At 47.3% G+C, this 22,134-nt stretch carries 20 protein-coding genes and 1 other annotated feature; of the genes, 13 read left to right on the plus strand and 7 right to left on the minus strand.

Going from position 1 to position 22,134, the window contains the following annotated elements:
- Positions 1 to 63: 63 nt before the first annotated feature.
- Positions 64 to 657, plus strand: a complete 594-nt coding sequence (locus ITJ88_RS13495) for a metallophosphoesterase family protein (protein ID WP_195865987.1) — start codon at positions 64 to 66, stop codon at positions 655 to 657.
- A gap of 62 nt (positions 658 to 719) precedes the next feature.
- Here the strand turns inward: ITJ88_RS13495 and ITJ88_RS13500 are convergent, their stop codons facing one another.
- Together ITJ88_RS13500 and argS are read right to left on the minus strand one after the other, a co-directional pair.
- Positions 720 to 1,325: a hypothetical protein gene (locus ITJ88_RS13500; protein WP_195865988.1), complete on the minus strand. Its 606-nt coding sequence runs from the start codon at positions 1,323 to 1,325 to the stop codon at positions 720 to 722.
- A 30-nt stretch (positions 1,326 to 1,355) separates the two neighbouring features.
- On the minus strand, positions 1,356 to 3,038 hold the full coding sequence (gene argS, locus ITJ88_RS13505) for an arginine--tRNA ligase (RefSeq protein ID WP_195865989.1): 1,683 nt from the start codon (positions 3,036 to 3,038) through the stop codon (positions 1,356 to 1,358).
- Positions 3,039 to 3,098: 60 nt separating this feature from the next.
- Positions 3,099 to 3,317 (minus strand) — a binding site (T-box leader).
- Between the two features lie 129 nt (positions 3,318 to 3,446).
- On the opposite strand from argS, the gene ITJ88_RS13510 reads away from it, so the two are divergent.
- Entirely contained in the window at positions 3,447 to 5,123 is a 1,677-nt protein-coding gene (locus ITJ88_RS13510; protein ID WP_195865990.1) for a GGDEF domain-containing protein, read from the plus strand.
- A 15-nt stretch (positions 5,124 to 5,138) separates the two neighbouring features.
- On the plus strand, positions 5,139 to 5,921 hold the full coding sequence (locus ITJ88_RS13515) for an alpha/beta hydrolase (protein WP_195865991.1): 783 nt from the start codon (positions 5,139 to 5,141) through the stop codon (positions 5,919 to 5,921).
- A gap of 58 nt (positions 5,922 to 5,979) precedes the next feature.
- On the opposite strand, the gene trhO is transcribed toward ITJ88_RS13515, so the two are convergent.
- Positions 5,980 to 6,894: an oxygen-dependent tRNA uridine(34) hydroxylase TrhO gene (gene trhO, locus ITJ88_RS13520; RefSeq protein WP_082663183.1), complete on the minus strand. Its 915-nt coding sequence runs from the start codon at positions 6,892 to 6,894 to the stop codon at positions 5,980 to 5,982.
- 238 nt (positions 6,895 to 7,132) lie between these two features.
- On the opposite strand from trhO, the gene ITJ88_RS13525 reads away from it, so the two are divergent.
- The 4 genes from ITJ88_RS13525 (at position 7,133) to ITJ88_RS13540 (ending at position 10,895) form a co-directional block, all read left to right on the plus strand.
- A complete protein-coding gene (locus ITJ88_RS13525) occupies positions 7,133 to 7,780 on the plus strand; it encodes a TVP38/TMEM64 family protein (RefSeq protein ID WP_023469681.1) in 648 nt (215 codons plus the stop codon).
- Between the two features lie 263 nt (positions 7,781 to 8,043).
- On the plus strand, positions 8,044 to 8,370 hold the full coding sequence (locus ITJ88_RS13530) for a DUF485 domain-containing protein (protein ID WP_023469682.1): 327 nt from the start codon (positions 8,044 to 8,046) through the stop codon (positions 8,368 to 8,370).
- Positions 8,367 to 9,923 (plus strand): solute symporter family protein, encoded by a 1,557-nt coding sequence (locus ITJ88_RS13535; protein ID WP_064300677.1) that lies wholly within the window; start codon positions 8,367 to 8,369, stop codon positions 9,921 to 9,923. Before ITJ88_RS13530 ends, ITJ88_RS13535 begins: the two co-directional genes overlap by 4 nt.
- A gap of 114 nt (positions 9,924 to 10,037) precedes the next feature.
- Positions 10,038 to 10,895, plus strand: a complete 858-nt coding sequence (locus ITJ88_RS13540) for a sulfite exporter TauE/SafE family protein (protein ID WP_195865992.1) — start codon at positions 10,038 to 10,040, stop codon at positions 10,893 to 10,895.
- Positions 10,896 to 11,161: 266 nt separating this feature from the next.
- On the opposite strand, the gene ITJ88_RS13545 is transcribed toward ITJ88_RS13540, so the two are convergent.
- Positions 11,162 to 12,538 (minus strand): alanine/glycine:cation symporter family protein, encoded by a 1,377-nt coding sequence (locus ITJ88_RS13545; RefSeq protein WP_195865993.1) that lies wholly within the window; start codon positions 12,536 to 12,538, stop codon positions 11,162 to 11,164.
- 144 nt (positions 12,539 to 12,682) lie between these two features.
- Between ITJ88_RS13545 and ITJ88_RS13550 the strand changes: the two genes are divergently transcribed.
- The 3 genes from ITJ88_RS13550 (at position 12,683) to ITJ88_RS13560 (ending at position 16,148) form a co-directional block, all read left to right on the plus strand.
- The gene (locus ITJ88_RS13550) at positions 12,683 to 13,900 is read left to right on the plus strand and encodes a PucR family transcriptional regulator (RefSeq protein ID WP_195865994.1); all 1,218 of its coding nucleotides are present in this window, start codon (positions 12,683 to 12,685) and stop codon (positions 13,898 to 13,900) included.
- 121 nt (positions 13,901 to 14,021) lie between these two features.
- Complete coding sequence (ald, locus tag ITJ88_RS13555; RefSeq protein ID WP_029342897.1) at positions 14,022 to 15,146, plus strand: alanine dehydrogenase; 1,125 nt, start codon at positions 14,022 to 14,024, stop codon at positions 15,144 to 15,146.
- 141 nt (positions 15,147 to 15,287) lie between these two features.
- Positions 15,288 to 16,148, plus strand: coding sequence for a tetratricopeptide repeat protein (locus tag ITJ88_RS13560; protein ID WP_195865995.1), 861 nt, complete (start codon positions 15,288 to 15,290; stop codon positions 16,146 to 16,148).
- 3 nt (positions 16,149 to 16,151) lie between these two features.
- On the opposite strand, the gene ITJ88_RS13565 is transcribed toward ITJ88_RS13560, so the two are convergent.
- Complete coding sequence (locus ITJ88_RS13565) at positions 16,152 to 16,799, minus strand: diacylglycerol/polyprenol kinase family protein (protein WP_087681632.1); 648 nt, start codon at positions 16,797 to 16,799, stop codon at positions 16,152 to 16,154.
- A 115-nt stretch (positions 16,800 to 16,914) separates the two neighbouring features.
- On the opposite strand from ITJ88_RS13565, the gene ITJ88_RS13570 reads away from it, so the two are divergent.
- On the plus strand, positions 16,915 to 17,538 hold the full coding sequence (locus ITJ88_RS13570) for a DUF1836 domain-containing protein (protein ID WP_023469690.1): 624 nt from the start codon (positions 16,915 to 16,917) through the stop codon (positions 17,536 to 17,538).
- 45 nt (positions 17,539 to 17,583) lie between these two features.
- On the opposite strand, the gene ITJ88_RS13575 is transcribed toward ITJ88_RS13570, so the two are convergent.
- The gene (locus ITJ88_RS13575; RefSeq protein ID WP_023469691.1) at positions 17,584 to 18,060 is read right to left on the minus strand and encodes an LURP-one-related family protein; all 477 of its coding nucleotides are present in this window, start codon (positions 18,058 to 18,060) and stop codon (positions 17,584 to 17,586) included.
- A gap of 171 nt (positions 18,061 to 18,231) precedes the next feature.
- Entirely contained in the window at positions 18,232 to 18,618 is a 387-nt protein-coding gene (locus ITJ88_RS13580; RefSeq protein WP_230088865.1) for a restriction endonuclease, read from the minus strand.
- A gap of 303 nt (positions 18,619 to 18,921) precedes the next feature.
- On the opposite strand from ITJ88_RS13580, the gene ITJ88_RS13585 reads away from it, so the two are divergent.
- Entirely contained in the window at positions 18,922 to 21,057 is a 2,136-nt protein-coding gene (locus tag ITJ88_RS13585) for an ATP-binding protein (RefSeq protein ID WP_195865996.1), read from the plus strand.
- Positions 21,057 to 22,121 carry an SDR family oxidoreductase gene (locus tag ITJ88_RS13590; protein WP_230088866.1) on the plus strand — a complete coding sequence of 355 codons (1,065 nt, stop codon included), beginning with the start codon at positions 21,057 to 21,059 and terminating at the stop codon, positions 22,119 to 22,121. Before ITJ88_RS13585 ends, ITJ88_RS13590 begins: the two co-directional genes overlap by 1 nt.
- Positions 22,122 to 22,134: the final 13 nt, after the last annotated feature.

Raw genomic sequence — 22,134 nt, forward strand, 5'->3', positions numbered from 1 at the left:
TAATTGAAAAAAGATGGGCATGACGCATTTTCGGGTATCTCCTTAACAAAGGAGTGGTCGATCATGCGTTATGCCCTTTTTGCGGATCTTCATAGCTCATTAGCCGACACAGCGGCTGTCCTAGCTGACATACGGCGGCTCGCTCCCGATGTGCATTTGTTTTGTCTCGGTGATGTTCATGAATGCCATGTCGGTAAAAAGCGAGCGAAGCGCTATTCTTTCGAATCGCTCTCCCTCGTCGTGACGCTCGATGATGATTTTTTAAAGCTGATTGATTTTAAGACGTTACTTGGTAATCAAGAAGAGCGCATCCTGTCGCTCGTTCCACCACATCTATCTCCTGTCATCGATGCATTACGCGACTGCCCTCGAAAACAACGGATCGAGGGGGCGTTATTGATTCATGGAGATCAACTCAGTTGGTCGCGGGATTTTCTACCCGACCTGTCACAACAACGCGAACCGTTACTCTTTTTTGGTCATAGTCATATCAGAGGTTTGTTTCGAAATGGCATCGCCAAACCGAGCCCACTAGGTCAAACTTTATCCATCAAAGGCAAACGGTATGCCGTCAATCTAGGTCCCGTCGTATTCGAACGAGAATGGTGTCTTTACGATTCAGAGCAACAAACGATTGTGTTCTATCAGGCGAACTAAGAAGATACGACAAAAGCCGTCGGGCACAGGGCTCGACGGCTTTTGTTCATGCATCTTATTGATCAGAGATAACGGACAAGCGATGCCTTGACGACATCCACTTGTGTGAAGTTCGTCTCTTCCGCGAATGTTTCGATGACTTGACGGACATCCCCTTGACGACGTACGAAGCTCGTCGGAACTGGTGTCGTACCGACAAGTTGCTCATGCAGACTCGTCAATCGATGATCATCGATGATCGTCGTCATCAAATCAAGGAACAAGAGAACATGCAGACGGTTCAAATAATCCCACGGCTTGTCTTCCGAACGGAATTCATTTCGGGCGAGCCACTTTTTCAATCCGATCACATCGATTTGACTCAACGTCTCTGTCGTGCGTGCCGACTTCCAAAGCGTCAACAATTCCCCAAGTTTTTTTCGTGTCTGTTTCTTACGCATGAAGAATTCAAAATTATCTTTCGTCCGTAATGCGTCTCCTTCGATCGGAGCAATCAAATCGGCTTCCGGCGCCGTCACGAAATCGTGAACGAAATCGACAGACTCTCCCGGTAACCAAGCAGCGACTTTCCCGTGAAAATCAGCCATGAAGGCGACCGTTTCTGCCAAAGGCTCCTGCTTCATTTGTGAAGCAGCTTGCTGTAATCGTTCTTTCGTCTCAGTCTTCATAATCTACCTCTTCTTATTCGTGGATTGGTCTTACATTTCTTCTGGAGCGCCGACACCGAGTAAACGAAGACCCTCTGTCAAGACGATCGTAACCGACTTGACGAGTGCAAGACGCGATTGTTTTGCTGCGTCATCTTCGAGAACACGGACGTGTCCGTAGTATTTATTGAAGCTTTGTGCAAGATCTAAGACGTAGCGGCTGATGATTGACGGCTCGCGACGTGTGAACGCGCGATCGATGACCGTCGAGAATTGGTTTAGCATCGAGACGACACCCCATGCATGATCATCGGCACTACCAGCGAATGGTGTGCCATCATAGCCACCTTTACGGAGCAACGAGTGCGCACGGGCATTCGTGTACTGGACATACGGTCCTGTTTCGCCTTCGAATTTCAACATCTGCTCAAGATCGAACTCGATGTTGTTCATCCGTTCGTTCTTCAAGTCGTGGAAGATGACGGCGCCGACACCTACTTGACGAGCCGTTGCTTCGGCATTCGCTAAGTTCGGATTTTTTTCCGCGATGTTTTGCTTCGCGACGTCGATCGCTTCTTGTAGTACTTCTTCAAGCAATACGATCCGACCTTTACGCGTCGACATTTTCTTTCCGTCCTTCATGATCAGACCGAACGGCACATGGTGCATTCCGTCGACGTTCTCAAATCCAAGTTTCTTCAAGACTGCGAACAATTGCTTGAAGTGAAGCGCTTGTTCCCCACCGACGACGTAGAACGCCTGCTCAAAGCGGTACGTTTCGAGACGATAGACGGCAGCTGCTAAGTCACGTGTCGCATAAAGCGTTGCGCCATCTTTCTTTTTAATCAAGGCAGGTGGCATACCTTCTGCTTCGAGGTCGACGACCATTGCCCCTTCTGATTCGACGAGGAGATCTTTTTCTTCGAGCAAATCGATGACGTGTTGCATCTTATCGTTATAGAAGGCTTCTCCGTTCAAGCTATCGAATTTAACACCGAGAATCTCATAGACACGGTTGAACTCGACGAGTGAAACTTCACGGAACCACGTCCAAAGCGTCGTCGCCTGCTCATCACCTTGCTCGAGTTTTTTGAACCAGAGACGTCCTTCATCTTCAAGAGCTGGGTTCGTTTCCGCTTCTTCGTGGAACCGGACGTATAATTTCAACAATTCCTTGATTGGTTCTGCACGAACTGCCTCTTCCTCACCCCACATCGTGTAAGCCACCATCAATTTCCCGAACTGTGTTCCCCAGTCCCCTAGATGGTTGATCCCGACGACGTCGTACCCTTTTTTACGTGAGATTTGGTTGAGCGCGTTCCCGATGACCGTCGAACGCAAGTGACCCATCGAGAAAGGTTTCGCGATGTTTGGCGCTGAGAAGTCCGTGACGATCGTTTTTCCATTCGCTTCACTTGATCCGAATGCCTCTTTCTCCGTCAGGACTTGGTTAACGATTTCTTGCGAGACGACTTCCCGGTTCAAGAAGACGTTGATGTAAGGACCAACAGCTTGAACGTTCGAGAACAACGGCGCGTCAATTTTTTCTGCGAGCTCCGAAGCAATCATGTTCGGTGCTTTACGGAATGCTTTCGCGAGCATGAAACATGGGAATGCCAGATCTCCATGATCTTCATGTTTCGGTTGCTCGATCAGTTGTTCGATTTGTTCAACCGATAAGGCACCTTCCATGACGTGATGTAATACTTCTGCATACTGCGCTTTATAACTCATCTTTATTTCCTCCTGCTTCACTGATTTTTTGGCAATAAAAAACGCCCCTTGCGCCACGCGCAAAGAGACGGAATGACCGCGGTACCACTCTTCTTGGTGTCATTTCGACACCCACCTTGTTCGGGGATAACGGGGTTCCCCCGGCTACGCCTTTTCCATCAGGAATCGGGCAGCGTCTCAGAAGTGCGTTTCACGACCGGTTCGTCCTCAGGCTTCCACCATTCCCTGATTCGCTAGTTGACGAATATCAACCGTTACTCTCTTCATCATTGACTGTATTCGATATCTTTCACATTATACGCAATTCTTTCTTTTCTCTCAACCTTATTTTTTTGGTAAATGGCTTATCAAAATTTCCACAATTCGGGTATAGGAATAAAAGATACTTCTCAGGGGGAGGGATGTTTCATGCGCTACTACCAACATGTAGCCCGGACGAGCTGGATCGTCTTCGGTCTCGTCGCCTTGACATTATTAGTGATCGGCATCGTTCATCCACCAACCTTCCATCCTTCTGTCTCCATCATCAACACCCTTTATTTATTCGGACTCGTTCTCCTGTTTCAGTTCGATAATGTTCGTCGTGGTGGCATTTACTATACATTTCAAGAAGGCATCATCTTATTTTTATTCCTCAATTACGGTTTAACGTACGCCTTGATTTTAAGCCAAGTCGGGATTCTCGTCTTTCAATTCATGTCTCATCGAAAAGCGATTCGTTGGAAACGTTTCGTTTATCTCTACCCGATCAATGCCTTGTTCGATTTAGTCTACATCTCGCTTCCGGCCTTTGCGTATTATGCGCTCGGCGGACCAATCGGTTCCAGCTTTACGTATATGAAAGCTTTGATTCCCTTCACCGGCTTTTTAATCACCGTCTTTCTTGTCTCTTACTTCCAATGTCTGTTCGTCAATCGCTTCCTCTACTTGAAATACGATTGGCAACGTCTCGTAAAGTTGCAGTCCCTCGTCTACGGGATTAGCATGTTAAGTGCTCTACTCGGAATCTGGTTCTACGATGAAAGTCCGCTCGTCGCGGCTACAGTATCCGCCTTGATTCTCTTCTTGTTCAAACGTCTGTTGCAAGAACGTGGTGACTCCCTTGAAGCAAACGATAATGCCAAGCGATTCGATGATGCGAAGGAACACTTGTTGATTTCCCGCTTCGAACGCGAGACGATCGATTCACTGCTCCTCGATTTACCACATCTGTTGCCGTTTTCTGAAGGTTGGATCTCAATTCAACAACAGCGGAAACAAGTCATCTATAACATTCGGACGAAACAACCGATCGACGTGTTACCACTGTTTCATTCCTTGTCAGCCGACGATTTGCATACCCCGATCATCTATGGTCTGCGTTGCGACTGGGGAAACGATATTCAAATCGGATTGCCTGTCGATCGTCACTCGATGTTAGCGATTCCTTCGATTACAAGCGGTGAGGTTGATGTTTCAATCATCCTGTTCCATCAAGTCGCAGACGCCTATGATGTGACGAATGCCGACGAATTGTCTCGTTTGCTCCGCATCTTTTGTCGCGTCTTAGAACGCTCACGTGAAACGGTCCAACTCTATACGGAAAGTCGGACCGATGCCTTGACCGAGTTACCGAATAGTCGTGCTTTTTACGAACACGGTCGGCAGGAATTTTCCGCTGACTGCTATCCGCTCTCCGTGATCCTGTTCGATATCGATCATTTCAAACGTGTCAATGATACGTACGGTCATAAAGTGGGCGATCTCGTCCTTCGTGAACTCGGTCGACGTATCCAGGCGATCCAATTGCAATATGATGATGTCTTTGCTGCTCGTTATGGCGGGGAGGAATTCGTGCTTCTGTTGCGAAATGGTAGTCAAGAGGCTGCTATCCAGATTGCCGAGACGGTCCGCCATGCGGTCATGGATCGTCCCTTCCTCGTCGATGGTCACCGACTGTCCTTAACGGTCAGCCTCGGAATTGATACAGTGGAGGAAAGATATCAACGGACGTTCGAAGAGTCGTTACGTCAAGCCGACCATGCACTCTATGTCGGCGGAAAACACAACGGACGCAATTGTACCGCGCATTACGCAAATCTTTGAAAGGTCGTGACTCTATTGTCGATTACGGAAATTGAAATGACGCTACCGACATCACAAGCTCACCGGACGATTCGGATTCATCGGCCGCCCCATCTAGATCCTTCTGAAGCGTTACCAGTGATTTATATGCACGATGGACAAAACGTCTTCAGTGGAGAAACCGCCTCGTTCGGAAAAGGCTGGGAGATTCATCTTGCGCTACAACAGACACAGATTCCGGCAATGGTCGTTGCGATTGATAGTCCAGAAGACGGCATGGACCGTTACGACGACTACGCTCCTTGGAGTGATGAAGCTTTATTGATGCGAACCGCTTATCCTTCGCACCGGAAGTCGATCGGGGGAAACGGTAAGGTCTACATGGACTGGATCATTCGCGAGCTAAAACCATACATTGATGCCAACTACGCGACACGCCCTGACGATACGACGATGATTGGCAGCTCGATGGGTGGCGTCATCTCGCTCTATGGATTGTTCGCGTATCCGGAAGTCATCACGCGTGTCGCTGCCCTGTCGACTGCCGGATGGGCAAACTTCTCCTCACTCCTTGAATTCATCGAGCGCAGTCCGTCGCTGTCTGCTACCCATCGCTGTTATATGGATGTTGGGACAAAAGAAATGAGTGGTCCGATGACGGAAACGGATTATTTACACACAAATGATGTCTTAGCGCGAGCGGTCGAACAGAAACTCACTCAAAGTCGCTATACGATCATCCCGGAAGCGATTCATCATGAAACCGCATGGGCGAAACGTTTACCGGATGTTTTGCGTTACTTGTTTCCTTCCTCGTGAATACACAAAAAGCCGGGCGATTTCTACTAAAGAAATCCTCCGGCTTTTTACGCGTGCCTTATACTAATTCTTCTTGTTGCTCTTTTTCATAACGGTTGCGCGGATGCTCCCGGCATTCATCGGAACACGAACGCATAACTTTTGGTTCGCATTCTTCGCAGCAGAAGTGCTGTCGATTACATTCCGGGTTCGCACAATTAACGTAGCGCGTCTCCGGTTTTCCACAGTAGTAACATTCTGAGACGACAGAAGGATTGACGGCATTGACAGGAACTTGTACACGCTCATCAAAGACGTATAGTTCGCCCTCCCAGTCTTCTCCTTGCGTCTGTTCATCTTTTCCGTACATGACGACTCCGCCTTTTAGGTGGAAGATATCATCACTCTGTTGCCGTTTACGGAAGTACGCCGTGAATTTTTCACAACGAACACCACCCGTACAGTATGTGAGAACCTTTTTTCCTTCAAACAAATGCTCGTTCTCGTCAAGCCACTCCGGGAATTCCCGTGAAGCCTCGACATCGACTTTTACAGCATTCTTGAAGTGTCCGAGGTCGTATTCATAGTTGTTGCGTACATCGAGAATGACGACATCATCTTGTTTCATCATTTCTTTCCACTCTGCTGGTTCAAGATACGCAGCGTGTTCTTCTGGTACGTTGAATTCATCCTCAAAACGCCATGTGACGAGTTCTTTTTTGTAACGGACGAACGTCTTTTTGAAGGCGTGCTCTTCGACTTCATCGATTTTGAATTCGATGTCAGCAAATCGTGGATCCGCCGTCAAGTCCTTCATGTATTGTTCCGTTTGTTCGACCGTTCCAGAGAGTGTGCCGTTGATTCCTTCTGGTGCGATCAAAATCCGACCTTTAATACCGAGCTCTTTACAGTAAGCAAGATGCTCTTTCGTTAGCTGTTCCGCATTTTCAATCGGAACATACTTATAAAATAATAGTACGCGATAAGGTTTCATATTCCTCATTAGCCCCCATGTCAGTTTTTTGCAGTAAAACGAACGTTGGCAAACGAAGCGTCTAGCTATTGACTAGCTGGGAACGCCTGCAAAACGCACCCATTTAAGTATAATACCAACTCCCTTTCGAATGTACAATCTACAATTCCTGAATCCCTTTCAAGGAATTTCATTCCCTTTCTGAATCAGAAAGAGGTAAAATAAAACACAGTAGTACATCTCGCAAGGAGGATTCCGAATGCTCCATACACTTCGTGACTGGATCGAGCAGATGATTTTCTTTCTCCAAGACTTACCTGGAGGAGCTGCCACCGGTTTGATTGCCCCGTTTCTTGAGTCTCTATTTCCTTTCCTGCCACTCGTCCTGATCATTTCCGCGAATGCGGCAACCTATGGTTTTGGTATGGGTGTTCTCGTATCATGGGTCGGGAGCATGCTTGGATCACTCGTTGTCTTCGCTTGTATTCGATATCTATTTCGTCGTCCGGTCACGCGTTGGCTTGAAAAACACCATGCCGCGCAACAGTGGATCGAACGTGTTCGTCACATGAGTCCCATCTCACTCGGATTCTTTTTCTCGCTTCCGTTCATGCCTGCGTTCATCATCACGTCCATTTCCGCCATGATTCAACTATCGTTGCGGACGTATTTGATCGCTGCTGGTGCGGGTCGTCTGATCGTCGTCATCATCTTCTCGCTAATCGGAAAGGAATGGTCCACGTTCCTTGAACGTCCGATGCGTCTTGTCCTTCTATTTTTGATTTTACTCGCTATCTGGGGAGTCAGTCGCGGGACGGAAGAATGGCTGAAGCGTCGTGCGCTCTCAAAACGTGCGGATCATTTACGGGAAATCGAAGATAAGATCGAACGTCCATCTGAAAAATGACTCAAGCCTGTCTATGATTCCATAGGCAGGCTTTTTAAGCTGTTCTCATTTTCCAAGGACTAGGTCTTTTGAATCATTTTGAAATGTAATTAATATACAAAAATAACGTTCAAACAATGTTCAATATTGCAAACGCTTACATTAAATTGGTATGACCAATATTAGTATAATAATGAGCTTTTCTTCTTAAAAATTAGGATAGCTTTTCCAGAAACGACATCCTTATAATGAATTTACATTCATTCCTTGAAGGAGGCGTCCTCATGCATCAAGTATCCGAAGTCCAGAAAAATGAAGCGACTCAATCTGCTCCAGCAATCGTCGAGAGCGCTACCTTTCAACAATTGATGCGTCAAAAGAATGGCTTCATTCTTCCAGCCATCAGTTTCTGTCTTATTTTTTATTTTACGCTTCCGATTTTGACAAGCTACTTTACGATTTTAAATCAGCCGGTATTCGGTGATATTACGGGTGCTTGGATCTTCGCGTTTGCTCAGTTCATCATGACGTGGACGTTCTGCATGATGTATAGCAAAAAAGCACGTGCCTTTGATCGACTCGTCGAACAGATCAAGGAGGAGTCGAAATGAATTATACTGCCGTTGCTTTATTTGCAGCGATCGTCGGTTTGACGCTCGTCATTACATACTTTGCTGCTCGTAAAACCAAAACTGCTAACGACTTTTATACAGCGGATGGTGGACTCACTGGTGCACAAAACGGGATGGCGATTGCCGGCGACTATATGTCCGCTGCCTCGTTCCTCGGAATTGCTGGGATGATCGCTTTAGCTGGATTCGATGGTTTTTTCTACTCGATCGGTTTTCTCGTTGCTTATCTCGTCGTCTTATACCTCGTTGCCGAACCACTTCGGAACCTTGGGAAATACACGATGGCGGATATGATTGCCGCTCGTTTCAATGCTTCAAAAGTTCGCGGTGTCGCTGCCATGAACTCCATCGCGATCTCGATTTTCTATATGATTGCGCAACTCGTTGGTGCGGGTGCCTTGATTGAACTGTTATTAGGAATTCCTTACACGACGAGTGTCATCATCGTTGGTATCTTGATGACAGTCTACGTTGTCTTCGGTGGTATGACAGCGACCTCATGGGTTCAAATCATCAAAGCGATTCTCTTGATGGCAGGAACAGCTGTCATTTCGTTCATGGTATTCGCCAAGTTCGATTTTTCGATCTTCAAGATGTTTGCAGAAGTCAAACAAGCGACACCGCTCGGTGATTCATTCTTGAATCCCGGAAACAAGTTCAAATTACCGCTTGATACGATTTCATTGAATCTCGCGCTCGTTCTCGGAACGGCTGGATTACCACATATCTTGATTCGTTTCTTTACTGTTAAGGATGCTCCGACTGCTCGTAAATCTGTCGTATATGCGACGTGGATCATCGGTGCCTTTTATATCTTGACGATCTTCCTCGGCTTTGGTGCCGCTGCTTTCGTCGGTTCTGAAGATATCATTGCTGCCAATGCTGCTGGTAACATGGCGGCACCACTTCTCGCCCAAGCACTCGGTGGTGATTTACTCTTCGCGTTCGTTGCCGCGGTCGCCTTTGCGACGATCCTCGCCGTTGTTGCGGGACTCGTCTTATCCGCAGCATCCGCCTTTGCCCATGACTTCTATAGTCATATTTTACGCAAAGGACAAGCAACGGAAAAAGAACAGATGACGGCAGCACGACTCGCTTCCATCGCCGTCGCCTTGATTTCGATGGTACTGGCATTGTTCGCACAAACGATGAACGTCGCATTCCTCGTTTCGCTTGCCTTTGCTGTCGCGGCAAGTGCCAACTTGCCAGTCATTCTCTTGACGATCTTCTGGCGCCGTTTCAATACTGGCGGAGCTGTCACAGGTATGGTCGTCGGGTTATTCTCTTCACTGATTCTCGTCGCACTCAGTCCAAACCTTTGGGCAGTCGACGGTTCAGCCTTGTTCGTCGGGGAAGCCCTCTTCCCGCTGACGAATCCAGGAATCGTCTCCATCCCGCTTGGCTTCCTCGGAGCCATCGTCGGGACATTGTTGACGAAATCGAACGAAGTTGCCGGTAACTTCGAACGTATCGTAGTCAAGGCCAATACCGGTATCGATGCAGCTGCAGAAGTCGCCGCGTCAAAAGAATAAGTTCCCCTTAACGGCTCCTTCAACCCCCTTGAAGGAGCCGTCCCCTTTTACATTCTTCTCATTCATTGCCATACTAAGTGAAGAATAGAGAAGAAAAAGAAAGGAAGACTGTACATGGATCTCGCTTTTTATTATTTCTTAATCCTCGGATTTTTCATTGGAATCATCTCCGGCTTTTTCGGAATCGGTGGCGGTATCATCTTGACACCCCTACTACTCATTTTAGGATATGCTCCAAGTGTTGCGATCGCGACCAGTCTCATGTTGACTCTCGGATCAACGGTTTCAGGTACGATCTCTCACTTACGTCTTAAAAATGTCATCTGGCGCGATAGCCTTGTCGTCGGGGGTGTCGGAATCATCGGTTCGACGATCGCGACACCACTTGTCCTTCGTTTAGAGGAAGTCAACGGTGCTCATCTCGTCATCTCGATCGTTTATATCGGACTCTTACTCTACTTCGCAAATAAGTTCTTACGTCCGAAAGCAACGACCGGTGAACAGACGGGTTGGAAAAATCGATATCTTGCCCTTGCCTTTACTGGTCTGTTCGCTGGATTCATCTCTTCGCTTCTCGGTGTCAGCGGTGGATTCATCATCACACCGTTACTCGTCGGGATTGTTGGCTATGAGTTGAAACGTGCGGTTGGAACGAGTATTGCCTCCGCGTTACTGATCGTCTTATCGGGACTCGTCAACTATACGGTCGCGAGCACGAATATCGATATCCTCGTCGGGATCATGCTGATCGTCGGCGCCTTGCTCGGAGCACCGATTGGCGCGAAACAGTTGACGCATTTCGAAAGTCCGTTCGTCAAAAAGTACCTCGGTATCTTCTATTTGACAGTTGCGGTCAGTGTCCTACTCGAAGTCATCGGCTGGAACGTCGCTTCACTCTCTGTCCTCGTTGCGCTTAGTTTGATTTTCTTACTGACGCTCCTCATCTACAGCCGTCGTCGAACGAATGGATGAATCGTCTCATCAGAAAAGGGGCTGACTCAAAAGTCAGTCTCTACAAAAATAAGGGTGGCAGAATGATGATCTGCCACCCTTATCTTGTAACAAAAAGAATGACGCGTTTCGCGCCACTCCTACAGGAAAAAGCGCATTTGCGCTGTCAGAGACAATCAAGACCCGCTTTCCTGCTTAATGAAGCAGGAAAACCGACTTGTGTCTCACCTGAGGAAAGGGCGTGAAAAGACGCGTCATTCTTTTTTTGAGTCAGCCGCTTTTTCCCGTTAAGCCACTCGTTTGTGACCGGCTCGTTCATAATCTCTCGTTTGTTCAATGACTAAGTGCGACAAGAACAACATTCCAATCAAGTTCGGAATCATCATTAATCCATTTGCAATATCCGCGACCAGCCACAACGGTTCTAATTGCGCGACCGCACCATAACAGGCTGCGAGCGCAAAGAACACGCGGTATCCTTCGTTGAAGCGTGTCGTACCGCTCAAGTACTCCAAGCACTTCTCTCCATAGACATACCAACCGATGATTGTTGAATAACCGAAGAAGAAGACGGAGAAAGCGACCGTCCATTCTCCAAATGATCCAAGAACACTCGCAAATGCGGTTGCTGTCAGTGCTGCCCCGGAAAGATTCGCATCATGCATCATACCTGAATGTAGTCCACCTGATGGATCCCAAAAACCTGTCGTCAGAAGGACGAGTGCCGTCATCGTACAGACGATCAAGGTTACGATGAAGGTACTCGTCATCGAAATCAATCCTTGTTCGACCGGACGCTCACTTTTTGCAGATCCAGCAATCAAGGCTGCCGTCCCAAGTCCTGCTTCGTTCGTGAAAATCCCCCGTGCTACACCGACTTGCATCGCCATCATGATTGATACACCGGTGAAGGCTCCCGCCGGCGCAAGCGGCTGGAAGGCGTACTCAAAGATTAAACCAAAGGCTGGTAGAATCTGATCTGCCTTCAATACTAAAAGGACACAAGCGGCACCGATATAGAGTAAGCTCATGATCGGAACGAAGATCGTCGAGATCGCACTGACGCGTTCGAGCCCACCACGAATCGATACATAGACCGCAATTGCGAGCAGAATGCCGAATACTAGCAGCGGCACACGGAACGATTGCTCAAGCACCGTTGCCATCGCATTCGCTTGCACCGTATTCCCAACACCAAATGATGCGATCAAACCAAATACCGCAAACAGGATGGCGAGGAATTTAAATTTAGGTCCTAGTCCCTTTTCGATATAATACATCGGTCCACTGACGGCCTCTCCGCGTTCGTTTCGACTTCTAAAGAGAATGGCAAGGAGGCTCTCTGCATATTTCGTCGCCATTCCAATTAAACCGATGACCCACATCCAAAAGACTGCGCCCGGTCCGCCCATCGTCAAGGCGACAGCAATCCCTGCGATGTTGCCATTTCCGATCGTCGCCGCGAGGGACGTCATCAACATCTGAAAGCTACTGATTTCACCTTCACCTTGCCCTGATTTTTGAACAGATAATTGAAACGCTTGTTTTAAACGCCGAAACTGAAGACCACGTAAACGGATCGTAAAGTACACTCCTGTTCCTACCAACAACATCATACTCGGAATCCCCCAGACCCAAGCCGATATCAGACGTAACACTTCCATGCCATTTCATCCTCTCTCTCTTTTCCGAGGCTTACCGTAGCATGCAGTTGTGTTTTCTTACAATACAAAAGAATACTTTTTGTGATTTTACACAATAGAAGATATACTAAAACTATCGAGTGAAAGAGAAAGAAGGGAAATCCCATGTTAGAAGCTTCATATCATTCCTTAGACGACTTAGCGGAAGCGATCGGTATTGCCTTGAATGCCCCGATTACGATTGAAGATCGCAATCACCGCCTTCTTGCGTATAGTACGCATACAGCTGATACCGACCCTGCCCGTGTCGCAACGATCATTGGTCGCCGGGTACCGGAATCAGTCATCGACCAACTCTGGAAAGATGAAGTCATCCAGAGCCTTGCTACACAAGATGATCCACTCATTATTTCTGCACGTACCGGTGTCGGACTGAATGACCGTGTCGCTATTGCGATCAAGCAAGATTCAGAAATTCTCGGCTATATCTGGTCGATTGCGCGAAGCACTCCTTTTACTCCGTCGGAACTAGCAGACTTAAAGAAAGGAGCTCTACTTGCTCAACGTCAGTTACTGGCGATCGACATGCAGAAAAAACGGAAGGAAGAGCAGACGGAACAGTTTTTCTTCGAGTTATTACATGAAGAACTATCCGAGTCAGAGATTCTGAAGATGTTCTCTAAACTCCATGTCGCACCACCCGGCATCAGTCGTTTGACGGTCATCCGTTTTTCGGAGGCGATCACACCACGTCTCGCCGATCGTCTGCGCTATTTATTGACGATCCAGCAGACGGTTCGTCCGTTACTTTATGCGTATGATGAGACGGATTTTATCTTGTGGATCAGCACAAACGACCGCGACGCAGAACAAGAGCGTCTGCAGTTCGATGCCTTCATCCAGTCGTTCCGACAACTACTCGCAGAGCGATTTGATTATACGGACTTCGTCGCAGCAAGTAGTGAAGTCTTCACCGGGGTCCAAACGATTCCCGAGCGCTATGAAGAAGCGGGCATCGTCTTGCGTTTGAAAGATGCCTTTCCATTTGAGTTGAAGAACGTGACCCGTTACGAACGTCTCGGCCTATTCCAACTCTTACCGATTTTCTCGGAGCGTCTGCGACGGCGGACGGTTCGCTTGGAAGAAATCGAACGTCTGCGTGCTTACGATGTGAAACATGCTTCCTCCTTATGTGAGACGCTAGAATGGTTTCTTCATTATGATGGGAACGTCAAACAAGTCGCCTCCCATCTCCATGTCCATCCGAACACGATCCTCTATCGGATGCGACGGATCGAGGAGGAAGCGGGCATTCGAATGGAATCTTTACCTGAACGCTCCTTACTTTATTTGTACCTAAAAGCAGACCGATATCCTTTGTGATTTTTCACAAAGGATATCGGTTATTTTTGAAAACACCGATAAAGTAGAACGCTTTCATTTCTCGTATACTGAAGATGAAGAGAAATTGATTTGTTTATTTGCGAAAGGGGATCGCGTTCACATGATCATTGGAGTATTAAAGGAAATCAAAAACAACGAAAACCGTGTTGCATTAACACCTGCCGGGGTAGCAGCGTTACATGCACAAGGACATCGTGTCATCATTGAATCAATGGCAGGTATGGGGAGTGGCTTCACGAACGAAGAGTACGTCAAAGCAGGTGCTGAAATCATCGCGACTGCTGCTGAAGTCTGGGCAACAGCCGAACTTGCTTTAAAAGTTAAAGAACCGATCGCTTCAGAGTACCAATACTTCCGTCCGGATCTGACATTGTTCACGTATCTTCACCTAGCGGCTGAGCCAGAACTGACACGTGCACTCGTTGATTCGAACATCACAGCAATTGCTTATGAGACGGTTGAAAAGAACCGCACACTTCCATTGTTAACACCAATGAGTGAAGTCGCAGGACGTATGGCATCACAAATCGGTGCACAGTTCTTGGAAAAACCACACGGTGGTATGGGCATCCTGCTTGCAGGTGTTCCTGGGGTTCGTCGTGGAAAAGTCACAGTCATCGGCGGCGGTGTCGTCGGAACGAATGCTGCGAAACTCGCGGTTGGTCTCGGTGCGGATGTCACAATCATCGATGTCAGCCCAGAACGCCTTCGTCAGCTCGATGATATCTTCGGTAACTCGATCAACACATTGATCTCCAACCCGTACACGATTGCTGAAGCGGTCGCTGAGAGTGATCTCGTCATCGGTGCCGTCTTGATTCCAGGTGCAAAAGCACCGAAACTCGTCACTGCCGATATGGTCAAACGCATGAAGCCGGGCGCTGTCATCGTTGACGTTGCCATCGACCAAGGTGGTATCTTCGAGACGGTCGACCGTATCTCGACGCATGATGACCCAACATATGAAAAATTCGGTGTCGTTCATTACGCAGTCGCGAACATGCCAGGTGCTGTTCCACGTACGTCTACACTAGCATTGACGAACGCAACGCTTCCGTATGTCCTTGAGCTCGCGAACAAAGGCACACACCGTGCGCTTGCTGAAAACGATGCTCTTGAAAAAGGATTGAATGTCGCGCAAGGATTCGTCACGTACGAAGCGGTCGCACGCGATCTCGGATACACGTACAAATCCGTTGAAGATGTGCTTCACCTACACGCATAATCTTGAAAGTAGAAATAGTCGATGATTCCTTTTTGAGGAACCATCGACTATTTTTTATTGCTTCTTGAGGCAACACTCGGCTTGTCATATGATGAGAAACGAAGACTTATGATTTTGAACTAGTAGAGGGGATCTCATTACATGACACAAACCATAACCGCCCATTCTCATGAACTTCAGAGCCACGTCGCTGAAGTCGCGTTACTCGAAGCACTGACATCCGATACAGAAGAGAGCGTACGTATTGCCGCAACTGAGCGCTTACGTGTTCTTGTCCCATCTCATCCATTGCTCAACATTGCTACAGCTCATTCCCTTTACTTCAAGAACGAACACACTCAAGCGCGCCGGCTGATCGAGGAGACACATCAGCAACTCGGTGAGCATGTGCACGGATACATACTCCTCGGTATCATCAGTGAAGATGAAGGATATATGCACGAAGCAGAACAGTTTTTCCTTTCAGCCATCACACGGTTCCCTGAAGAGCCAGCAGGACATCGTTTCCTTGCCGTCCATTACAATCATCGTCAATTTTATGGGGAGTCAGCTGTTCATGCGTTTACATATTTAAAGAAGGTTGGCGCATCTGGAATCGATACGCTGATGGCCATTGATTCCATCCAACAACTGGACGGTCATTCGAACGACACGTTGGAAGCACTCTATGCATTAATCCTTGGCGTATCTCATCTCGACAAAACCACCGTCTTTCATGCGACAGCTTCTGTCAATCAAAGCATTCAATATGAGAAGCTGCATGCTACATTGCGCGAAGACAGCGACGAGACCCTCTACGCTAAGCTCGATGAATGCCTTTCCAACATGCTCGAACATGGCTTGTTCGCAGCTGTTTATGACGATTCCGAAGAAAAGATCTATCGCCATGTCTTTCAGGATATGTGTCGGGATATGACCATCCGTCATGCAGGTTGGCGTGCGTACCCGGACTATATTCGATTACGCTTTCTCTATTTCAAACAATTGTTGTTACGCGACTGAACGTTAAAAAGCAAACGCAACGAGTGCCGCGATCGTCCATGGCAAGATCAAGTTGTCGAGATCGCGATATGAGATGGCTTCGATCAAGGCTGCGATGTTCGCAAGCAAAAAGCCATAACTGACAGCGAGCCAAACCGGTTGTCCATAAAACAAGAACGTCACAGTTAATACGAGGAATGATGCCAAAAACAGGGCGATACTTCCTTCAAAGGACCGTTTCGTCTCACCACGGACGTAAAACGTCTTTCCGTAGCGTTTTCCGACGAGAGCCGCGAGACCGTCGCCCCAAGCAAGCACCATGCTTCCCGCAACAAGCGCCATCGGTTGTCGTTCGAAGAAGAACAGGACGAGTCCCGCTAGAGCGAGTGGATAATAGACCGTTCCGTAAGAAGGACGATCGACGTCGTGCATCTGACCGATTCCTTTTCGTAGTGTCACTAGATTCACGACAGCAAAGAATAACAACGGTACGATCGCAACGTACCAGTGATCCAGCCAGAGCAGCGCAAGAAATACCCAGTGACCGACAGCAATATGAATCCATTTCCGAACCGTCTCGGGAGAAAAACCGAAACGGCGTCCAATGACTTCCAGGATGACGAGAACTAGCCCGACGATTCCAATCGTGCCAAGAGCAGCTATCCATTCCATCGTCATTCCCCCTTTCTTTCCTATTATTGTACGTTGTTTCAGTTGCCATTTGCCCTATTGAACCTTCATTTGATAACATAAGGTCAAATGACGTCCTAGAGAGGAAGTTTTGGAAATGTATGATGCTCAAGCAGTCCAAACATTATCAAGTTGTCTGCAACGCTTGAACGAAGGAAAAGGAATCGAACCCCTCGTCGCAACGGAAGGCACAGAATTGCCGAAGGTCATCAATCGCTTGAAGCAATTCGATCCATTAAAAAATGGTCTATCCATCAATGAAATCGTTCATTTGGCAAATGCCCTGATCGGCGAACATATGTCAGCGACGACGATCCAGAACTGGACGAAACGTGAAGTCCGGGACATCATCGGCGTACCGCATCGCGGAAAGAAGTACTCGATCAATCAAGCTTCGATCATCTATCTACTGGATGATTTGAAACACCTCTTCTCGTTAGAAGAAACACGAGAACTGCTGACGATCGTCTTCAAGAATCCGAATATTGATGAGGATGATTTAATCAGTCCGCTTAATTTTTATCTCGTCTACACGCAACACGCAGAAACAAGTGGTCCGATCGAATTGACGGAGAAGCGTCTCAGACGCTCACTCGAGCGCATTAACGCTTACCGCCCTGAAACTGTTCACGTTCTCCAACTGTGTCTCTATGCCCGTCGTGTATCGCATTTAACACACGAAGCGAAACAACGCCTCCATCATGTTCTGCAAACGACATGATGAAAAAAAGATGCCATCCATGTCATGGAAGGCATCTTTTTTTATTTAGACGGCTGTCAGTGATTTATAGTGGACGTTGTTCGTCAGACTTTTCAAGACAGAGAGTAGTTCGTACATCGAGAGTTTGTCCGCATCCTTGACGAGACGGTACTCATCACCGTCTTGCAACAATTCCGCAACGACTTCTCCAGCGGCACTCCGTACGGAGAATTTTCCTTTTGTCAGGTCGAAGGAAATCGTGAACGTACCACGCTCATACACGTTGTACTCACATTTCTTCGAGAAGAGCGAAAACTTCTCACGCATTTGACCTACCTCTTGTCCATCATGGTTCATCACGACCCACTTCTTACATGTCGGAATGAACTTACCAAACGCTACTCCTCTACCTTCACCATTCATTACTTGAACACGACCATTCTCGTCGTGTTGAACCGCACCAATCATTTGGTGCGCTTCATCATAAATCGCGGCATGACCTTGCGAAAAAACGCAACCCTGCACATAGACAACTTTGCGCAACAGAAATTCTCCTCTCACTGCTAAAACGTGCTGGTTTTTCGTCCCCAGTTTATTTAGACATCCTGTATAGTTTAACTTTCTTTATCTGTATGATATTTCGTTAACGAAAATGATTATTGCACCGTTTCTCCAAATTGACAACCCCCTTTTGTCGACAATCATTCGACATGTTCAATGCAGGTTCATCTCCTTTGCAAATGCGAGCAATTCTTCCCGATCAATGAGGCGAACCTGATTTGGTTCCGCTAGCTGATACGCAGCTTCCGTAAAGGTCGAATTCGTAACGACCCACCCCTCGTCCATCCCGTAGAATGGAACCGAGGCAGCGACCTGTTGAACCGCTTCGAGCCCTACAGCCGCACTATATCGCTTTGCCTGGATGGCAATCTTATACCCTCGTTCATCCTCTATCAACAAATCTGCTCCGAAGTCGCGTGAAGCAGGTGTCAACTCGACTCGATATCCTGCTGTTTCAAATAAATCGGCAAGCCATTCTTCAAATTCTCGTCCTTCCATTCGATCAAGTCGTTTTTCAAGCGACGGCGTTAAAATGGACAAAAGAAGAAAAAGGATACACCCTACTATACTGATAATTAAGATTAAAGGTTCCCAAGAACTCGAAAAAAAATAAGTTCCGAAAATTCCTATCATTGCAAACAAAGCTGCTAGTAACAATCGTTTTCGTTTTAATCGTTTCATCGTGCTTTTCCCCTCTACTTCGTCGTGACCTTTTTTTCACTATACTAAAATTCTTCGTTGGTTGCTTCCTTCAACAGGAAACACGACTCGTCTTGCAGAAGTAAACTAACGAGGAAAGACTGTTTTAAAATCCATGGTCGAAGACCAGTCAGGAGGTAGCTCATGGCAGAACATTCATCTCCTTCATCGCTACGAATCATTCACGCAACGTTACGTGCTATGAAAGACCCTGTTCTTCTTGTCGATGCAAATGGAAGGATTCAATTTCATAATGACGCGTTTCAACACCAGTTCATGAACACTCCGAATATCGAAACCGTTCAGGAGCTGTTTCCCATCACGGATGATTTCTTTCCATTACAGAAGGAAGCCGTCATTTCAACGACACATCAATTAACAGTCACAGCGATTGAAGCGACGGACTATTTTCTTGTCCATGTCGCCCCCCTGAAAATCGAGGACTTATTCAATTCAACACTAGATACTGCTCTATTCATCACCGACTCGGAGTTTCGGATTCAAACTTGTAACGAGGTGGCAAGCACCTTATTCCGTTTCGAGCATGCCGAAGACATCATTGGTCTCCAAGCGACGATTCTACATGATGCGAAGGAAATCGCTACCCGCCGTCAACATCTCGAACAATTGAACTTAAAGGACTTATCGGACGCGCAACTTTTTTTACTGCATGGACGGGAAGCTGAAAATGAATGGACCTATCATCGTTTGGATGGCTCAACGTTCCACGGACGCCTTTATATGACACGATTGCCAAACGATACGTACTTCCTGCTCATTCAGGACATCACACCGCAAAAACAAATCGAATGGCATCTGACGAAAAGCGAACGCCGCTTCCGACTCTTCTCGGAATCCGTCGTTGAAGCCGTCATCTTTCATGACCATGGCATCATCATCGATGCCAATCGCGCAGCAGAAGTCATTTTCCGGACGAAACTTGAGAAAATGAAAGGCAAGATGACGCTTGAATTGATTCATCCGGATCATCACGCGCGTGTCTTGCAACGCATCGAGGAGCATCGAGAAGAACCATACGAAGTCCTCGGTCAACGTGCCGACGGAACCTCTGTCGAAATCGAAGTCTTCCCGCGTGAAATCATCTACAACAACATCCGGATGCGTGTCGCCGTCGTTCGTGATATTACAGAACGAAAAAAGATTGAGAAAATGCTTGAACGTGAAAAAAATGCCATCATGCGTCAGCGTGATATCACACAATCGATTCTTCAGGCATCCAATGAAGGGTTCCTACTGACAGAAGAGGATGGGAGTTTCATCTTCATGAACGTCAAAGCACGCAAATTACTCGATGTCCCAGGCATTGCACCAAGTAAGATTCAAGAACGAATCAGTCTGATTCCGAATCTCGATTTGAACACTCGATTCGAGATGCTCCGACAAGTAGAAGAATTACTCGCCGGAAAACATTCTGAACTATCGTTTCGTTTCACGTTACAGCGACCAAATGAGTCCAGTCCACTTTATTTCGAATTTTATGCGACTGCGATCAAAAAGGAGAAGAGTCGCATTTCTCGTCATGGCTTCCTATTTGTTTTCCGTGATCGGACAGAGGAAGCGAAGATGGATCAAGTAAAAGACGAACTCGTCAGTACAGTATCGCATGAGTTGCGCACGCCGCTGTCCTCCATTCTTGGCTATATGGAATTACTGCGATATAAAAAACAATCGGCTGATCGAATCGAACGGTATGTTGAGATCGTTCACGAAGAGACGAAACGATTGACGACGCTATTAAATGAGTTTTTAGACATTCAGCGTCTAGAAGGTGGAAAACAGGAGTACACCTTCACGTCGTTCTCGTTACGCGATCTTCTCGCATCGACCGTCGATGCCTATGGCGAAACCGTCGAGACGCATCGGATTGATCTAGAACTGCCAGAGGATCCTGTTCTGATTTTTGCGGACGAGCACAAAATCAAGCAGGTGATCTTGAACTTGCTTTCGAACGCCATTAAGTATTCTCCACAAGCGGATCATATTCGAGTTCTTCTTTCAGCCAATCCGGAACAAACAACGTTCTCTGTGACCGATTACGGACTCGGTATCCCACAAAATGCTTTCGACAAACTCTTTACGAAATTTTACCGGGTCGATAACTCAGACATCCGGAAAATCGGCGGAACCGGACTCGGACTTGCCATCTGTAAGGAAATCATCGAATCACACGGAGGTGCGATTTCCGTTGAATCAGAAATCAATGATGGTTCGACGTTCACCGTCGTACTCGAACGTGATCCAAGAAAGGAATGGAATTGATGCGGACCTACTTCATGACGGGTTTCCCTGGTTTTTTAGCAACCAAACTGATCGAACAACTGGCACGTGTACCGGATCAAATCGCTTGTTTTCATTTGCTTCATTTACCGTCAGAGCGAAACGCAGCTGTTAAGCGACGCCAGGATCTTCTAGAACGTACATCCTTACGATCGGAGCAACTTTTATTGCACGAAGGCGATATCACGGTCGAACAGCTTGCTTTATCATCAGAGACGCGGATGATGTTGCAACAAGACGTCACACACATCTTTCATCTCGCGGCGCTATATGATTTAGCAACAGCATATGAACCTGCCTTTCGAATCAATGTGATCGGTACCGCGAACGTGACACAGTTTGCTCATACGTGTCGGACCTTAGAGCGCTACATTTACTTCAGTACAGCGTATATCTCGGGTCTTCGTTCCGGAATGGTTCTAGAAGATGAGTTACAAGCAAGTGCCTTCAAAAATGCTTATGAAGAAACGAAATATTTAGCAGAAGTGCGTTTCCGTAAAGAAATCGGAACGATCCCCTATACGATCATCCGTCCTGGGATCGTCGTCGGACATTCCGAAACGGGCGAAACATCGAAGTGGGATGGCGTGTATTTCGTTTTGAACGCGATGCGTCTCCTGCAATCTTTTGCTCCTCTTCCGTACCCAGGTCGAGCAAACGCACTCGTCAATCTCGTGCCCTATGATTACGTCATTGAAGCGACCGCTTATCTCAGTCATGCACCGGTCGGAAGAAATAAGACCTATCATCTGACAGATCCATTCCCACATGGCGCACATGCGATTTTTGAGATGTTACACGTCGCCTATTATGGACGTTATCCGCGCGGAATCGTTCCGTTTCGACTCGTCAGCACGGCATTGACTCCAGCTGTCGCGAAACGACTTCAGATGCAACGGCAGACACTTGACTACTTCATTCATCCCGTTCAATACGATACGACACATGCCTTACGTGACTTACGGAACACTGGTATTATTTGTCCAGATCTTGCAGAAACGATGCCTCGACTCGTCCAGTATTATCAAAAACACGCAACACACTAAAAAAGTCCAATCG

The sequence above is a fragment of the Exiguobacterium abrahamii genome (assembly GCF_015645365.1).
Lineage (GTDB): Bacteria > Bacillota > Bacilli > Exiguobacteriales > Exiguobacteriaceae > Exiguobacterium_A > Exiguobacterium_A abrahamii.

Bases quoted from the DNA above. Each gene is read 5' to 3' on its own strand.
- ITJ88_RS13495 (WP_195865987.1), top strand. From the start codon at position 64: ATGCGTTATGCCCTTTTTGCGGATCTTCATAGCTCATTAGCCGACACA.
- ITJ88_RS13500 (WP_195865988.1), bottom strand. From the start codon at position 1,325: ATGAAGACTGAGACGAAAGAACGATTACAGCAAGCTGCTTCACAAATG.
- argS (WP_195865989.1), bottom strand. From the start codon at position 3,038: ATGAGTTATAAAGCGCAGTATGCAGAAGTATTACATCACGTCATGGAA.
- ITJ88_RS13510 (WP_195865990.1), top strand. From the start codon at position 3,447: ATGCGCTACTACCAACATGTAGCCCGGACGAGCTGGATCGTCTTCGGT.
- trhO (WP_082663183.1), bottom strand. From the start codon at position 6,894: ATGAAACCTTATCGCGTACTATTATTTTATAAGTATGTTCCGATTGAA.
- ITJ88_RS13525 (WP_023469681.1), top strand. From the start codon at position 7,133: ATGCTCCATACACTTCGTGACTGGATCGAGCAGATGATTTTCTTTCTC.
- ITJ88_RS13530 (WP_023469682.1), top strand. From the start codon at position 8,044: ATGCATCAAGTATCCGAAGTCCAGAAAAATGAAGCGACTCAATCTGCT.
- ITJ88_RS13535 (WP_064300677.1), top strand. From the start codon at position 8,367: ATGAATTATACTGCCGTTGCTTTATTTGCAGCGATCGTCGGTTTGACG.
- ITJ88_RS13540 (WP_195865992.1), top strand. From the start codon at position 10,038: ATGGATCTCGCTTTTTATTATTTCTTAATCCTCGGATTTTTCATTGGA.
- ITJ88_RS13545 (WP_195865993.1), bottom strand. From the start codon at position 12,538: ATGGAAGTGTTACGTCTGATATCGGCTTGGGTCTGGGGGATTCCGAGT.
- ITJ88_RS13550 (WP_195865994.1), top strand. From the start codon at position 12,683: ATGTTAGAAGCTTCATATCATTCCTTAGACGACTTAGCGGAAGCGATC.
- ald (WP_029342897.1), top strand. From the start codon at position 14,022: ATGATCATTGGAGTATTAAAGGAAATCAAAAACAACGAAAACCGTGTT.
- ITJ88_RS13560 (WP_195865995.1), top strand. From the start codon at position 15,288: ATGACACAAACCATAACCGCCCATTCTCATGAACTTCAGAGCCACGTC.
- ITJ88_RS13565 (WP_087681632.1), bottom strand. From the start codon at position 16,799: ATGGAATGGATAGCTGCTCTTGGCACGATTGGAATCGTCGGGCTAGTT.
- ITJ88_RS13570 (WP_023469690.1), top strand. From the start codon at position 16,915: ATGTATGATGCTCAAGCAGTCCAAACATTATCAAGTTGTCTGCAACGC.
- ITJ88_RS13585 (WP_195865996.1), top strand. From the start codon at position 18,922: ATGGCAGAACATTCATCTCCTTCATCGCTACGAATCATTCACGCAACG.
- ITJ88_RS13590 (WP_230088866.1), top strand. From the start codon at position 21,057: ATGCGGACCTACTTCATGACGGGTTTCCCTGGTTTTTTAGCAACCAAA.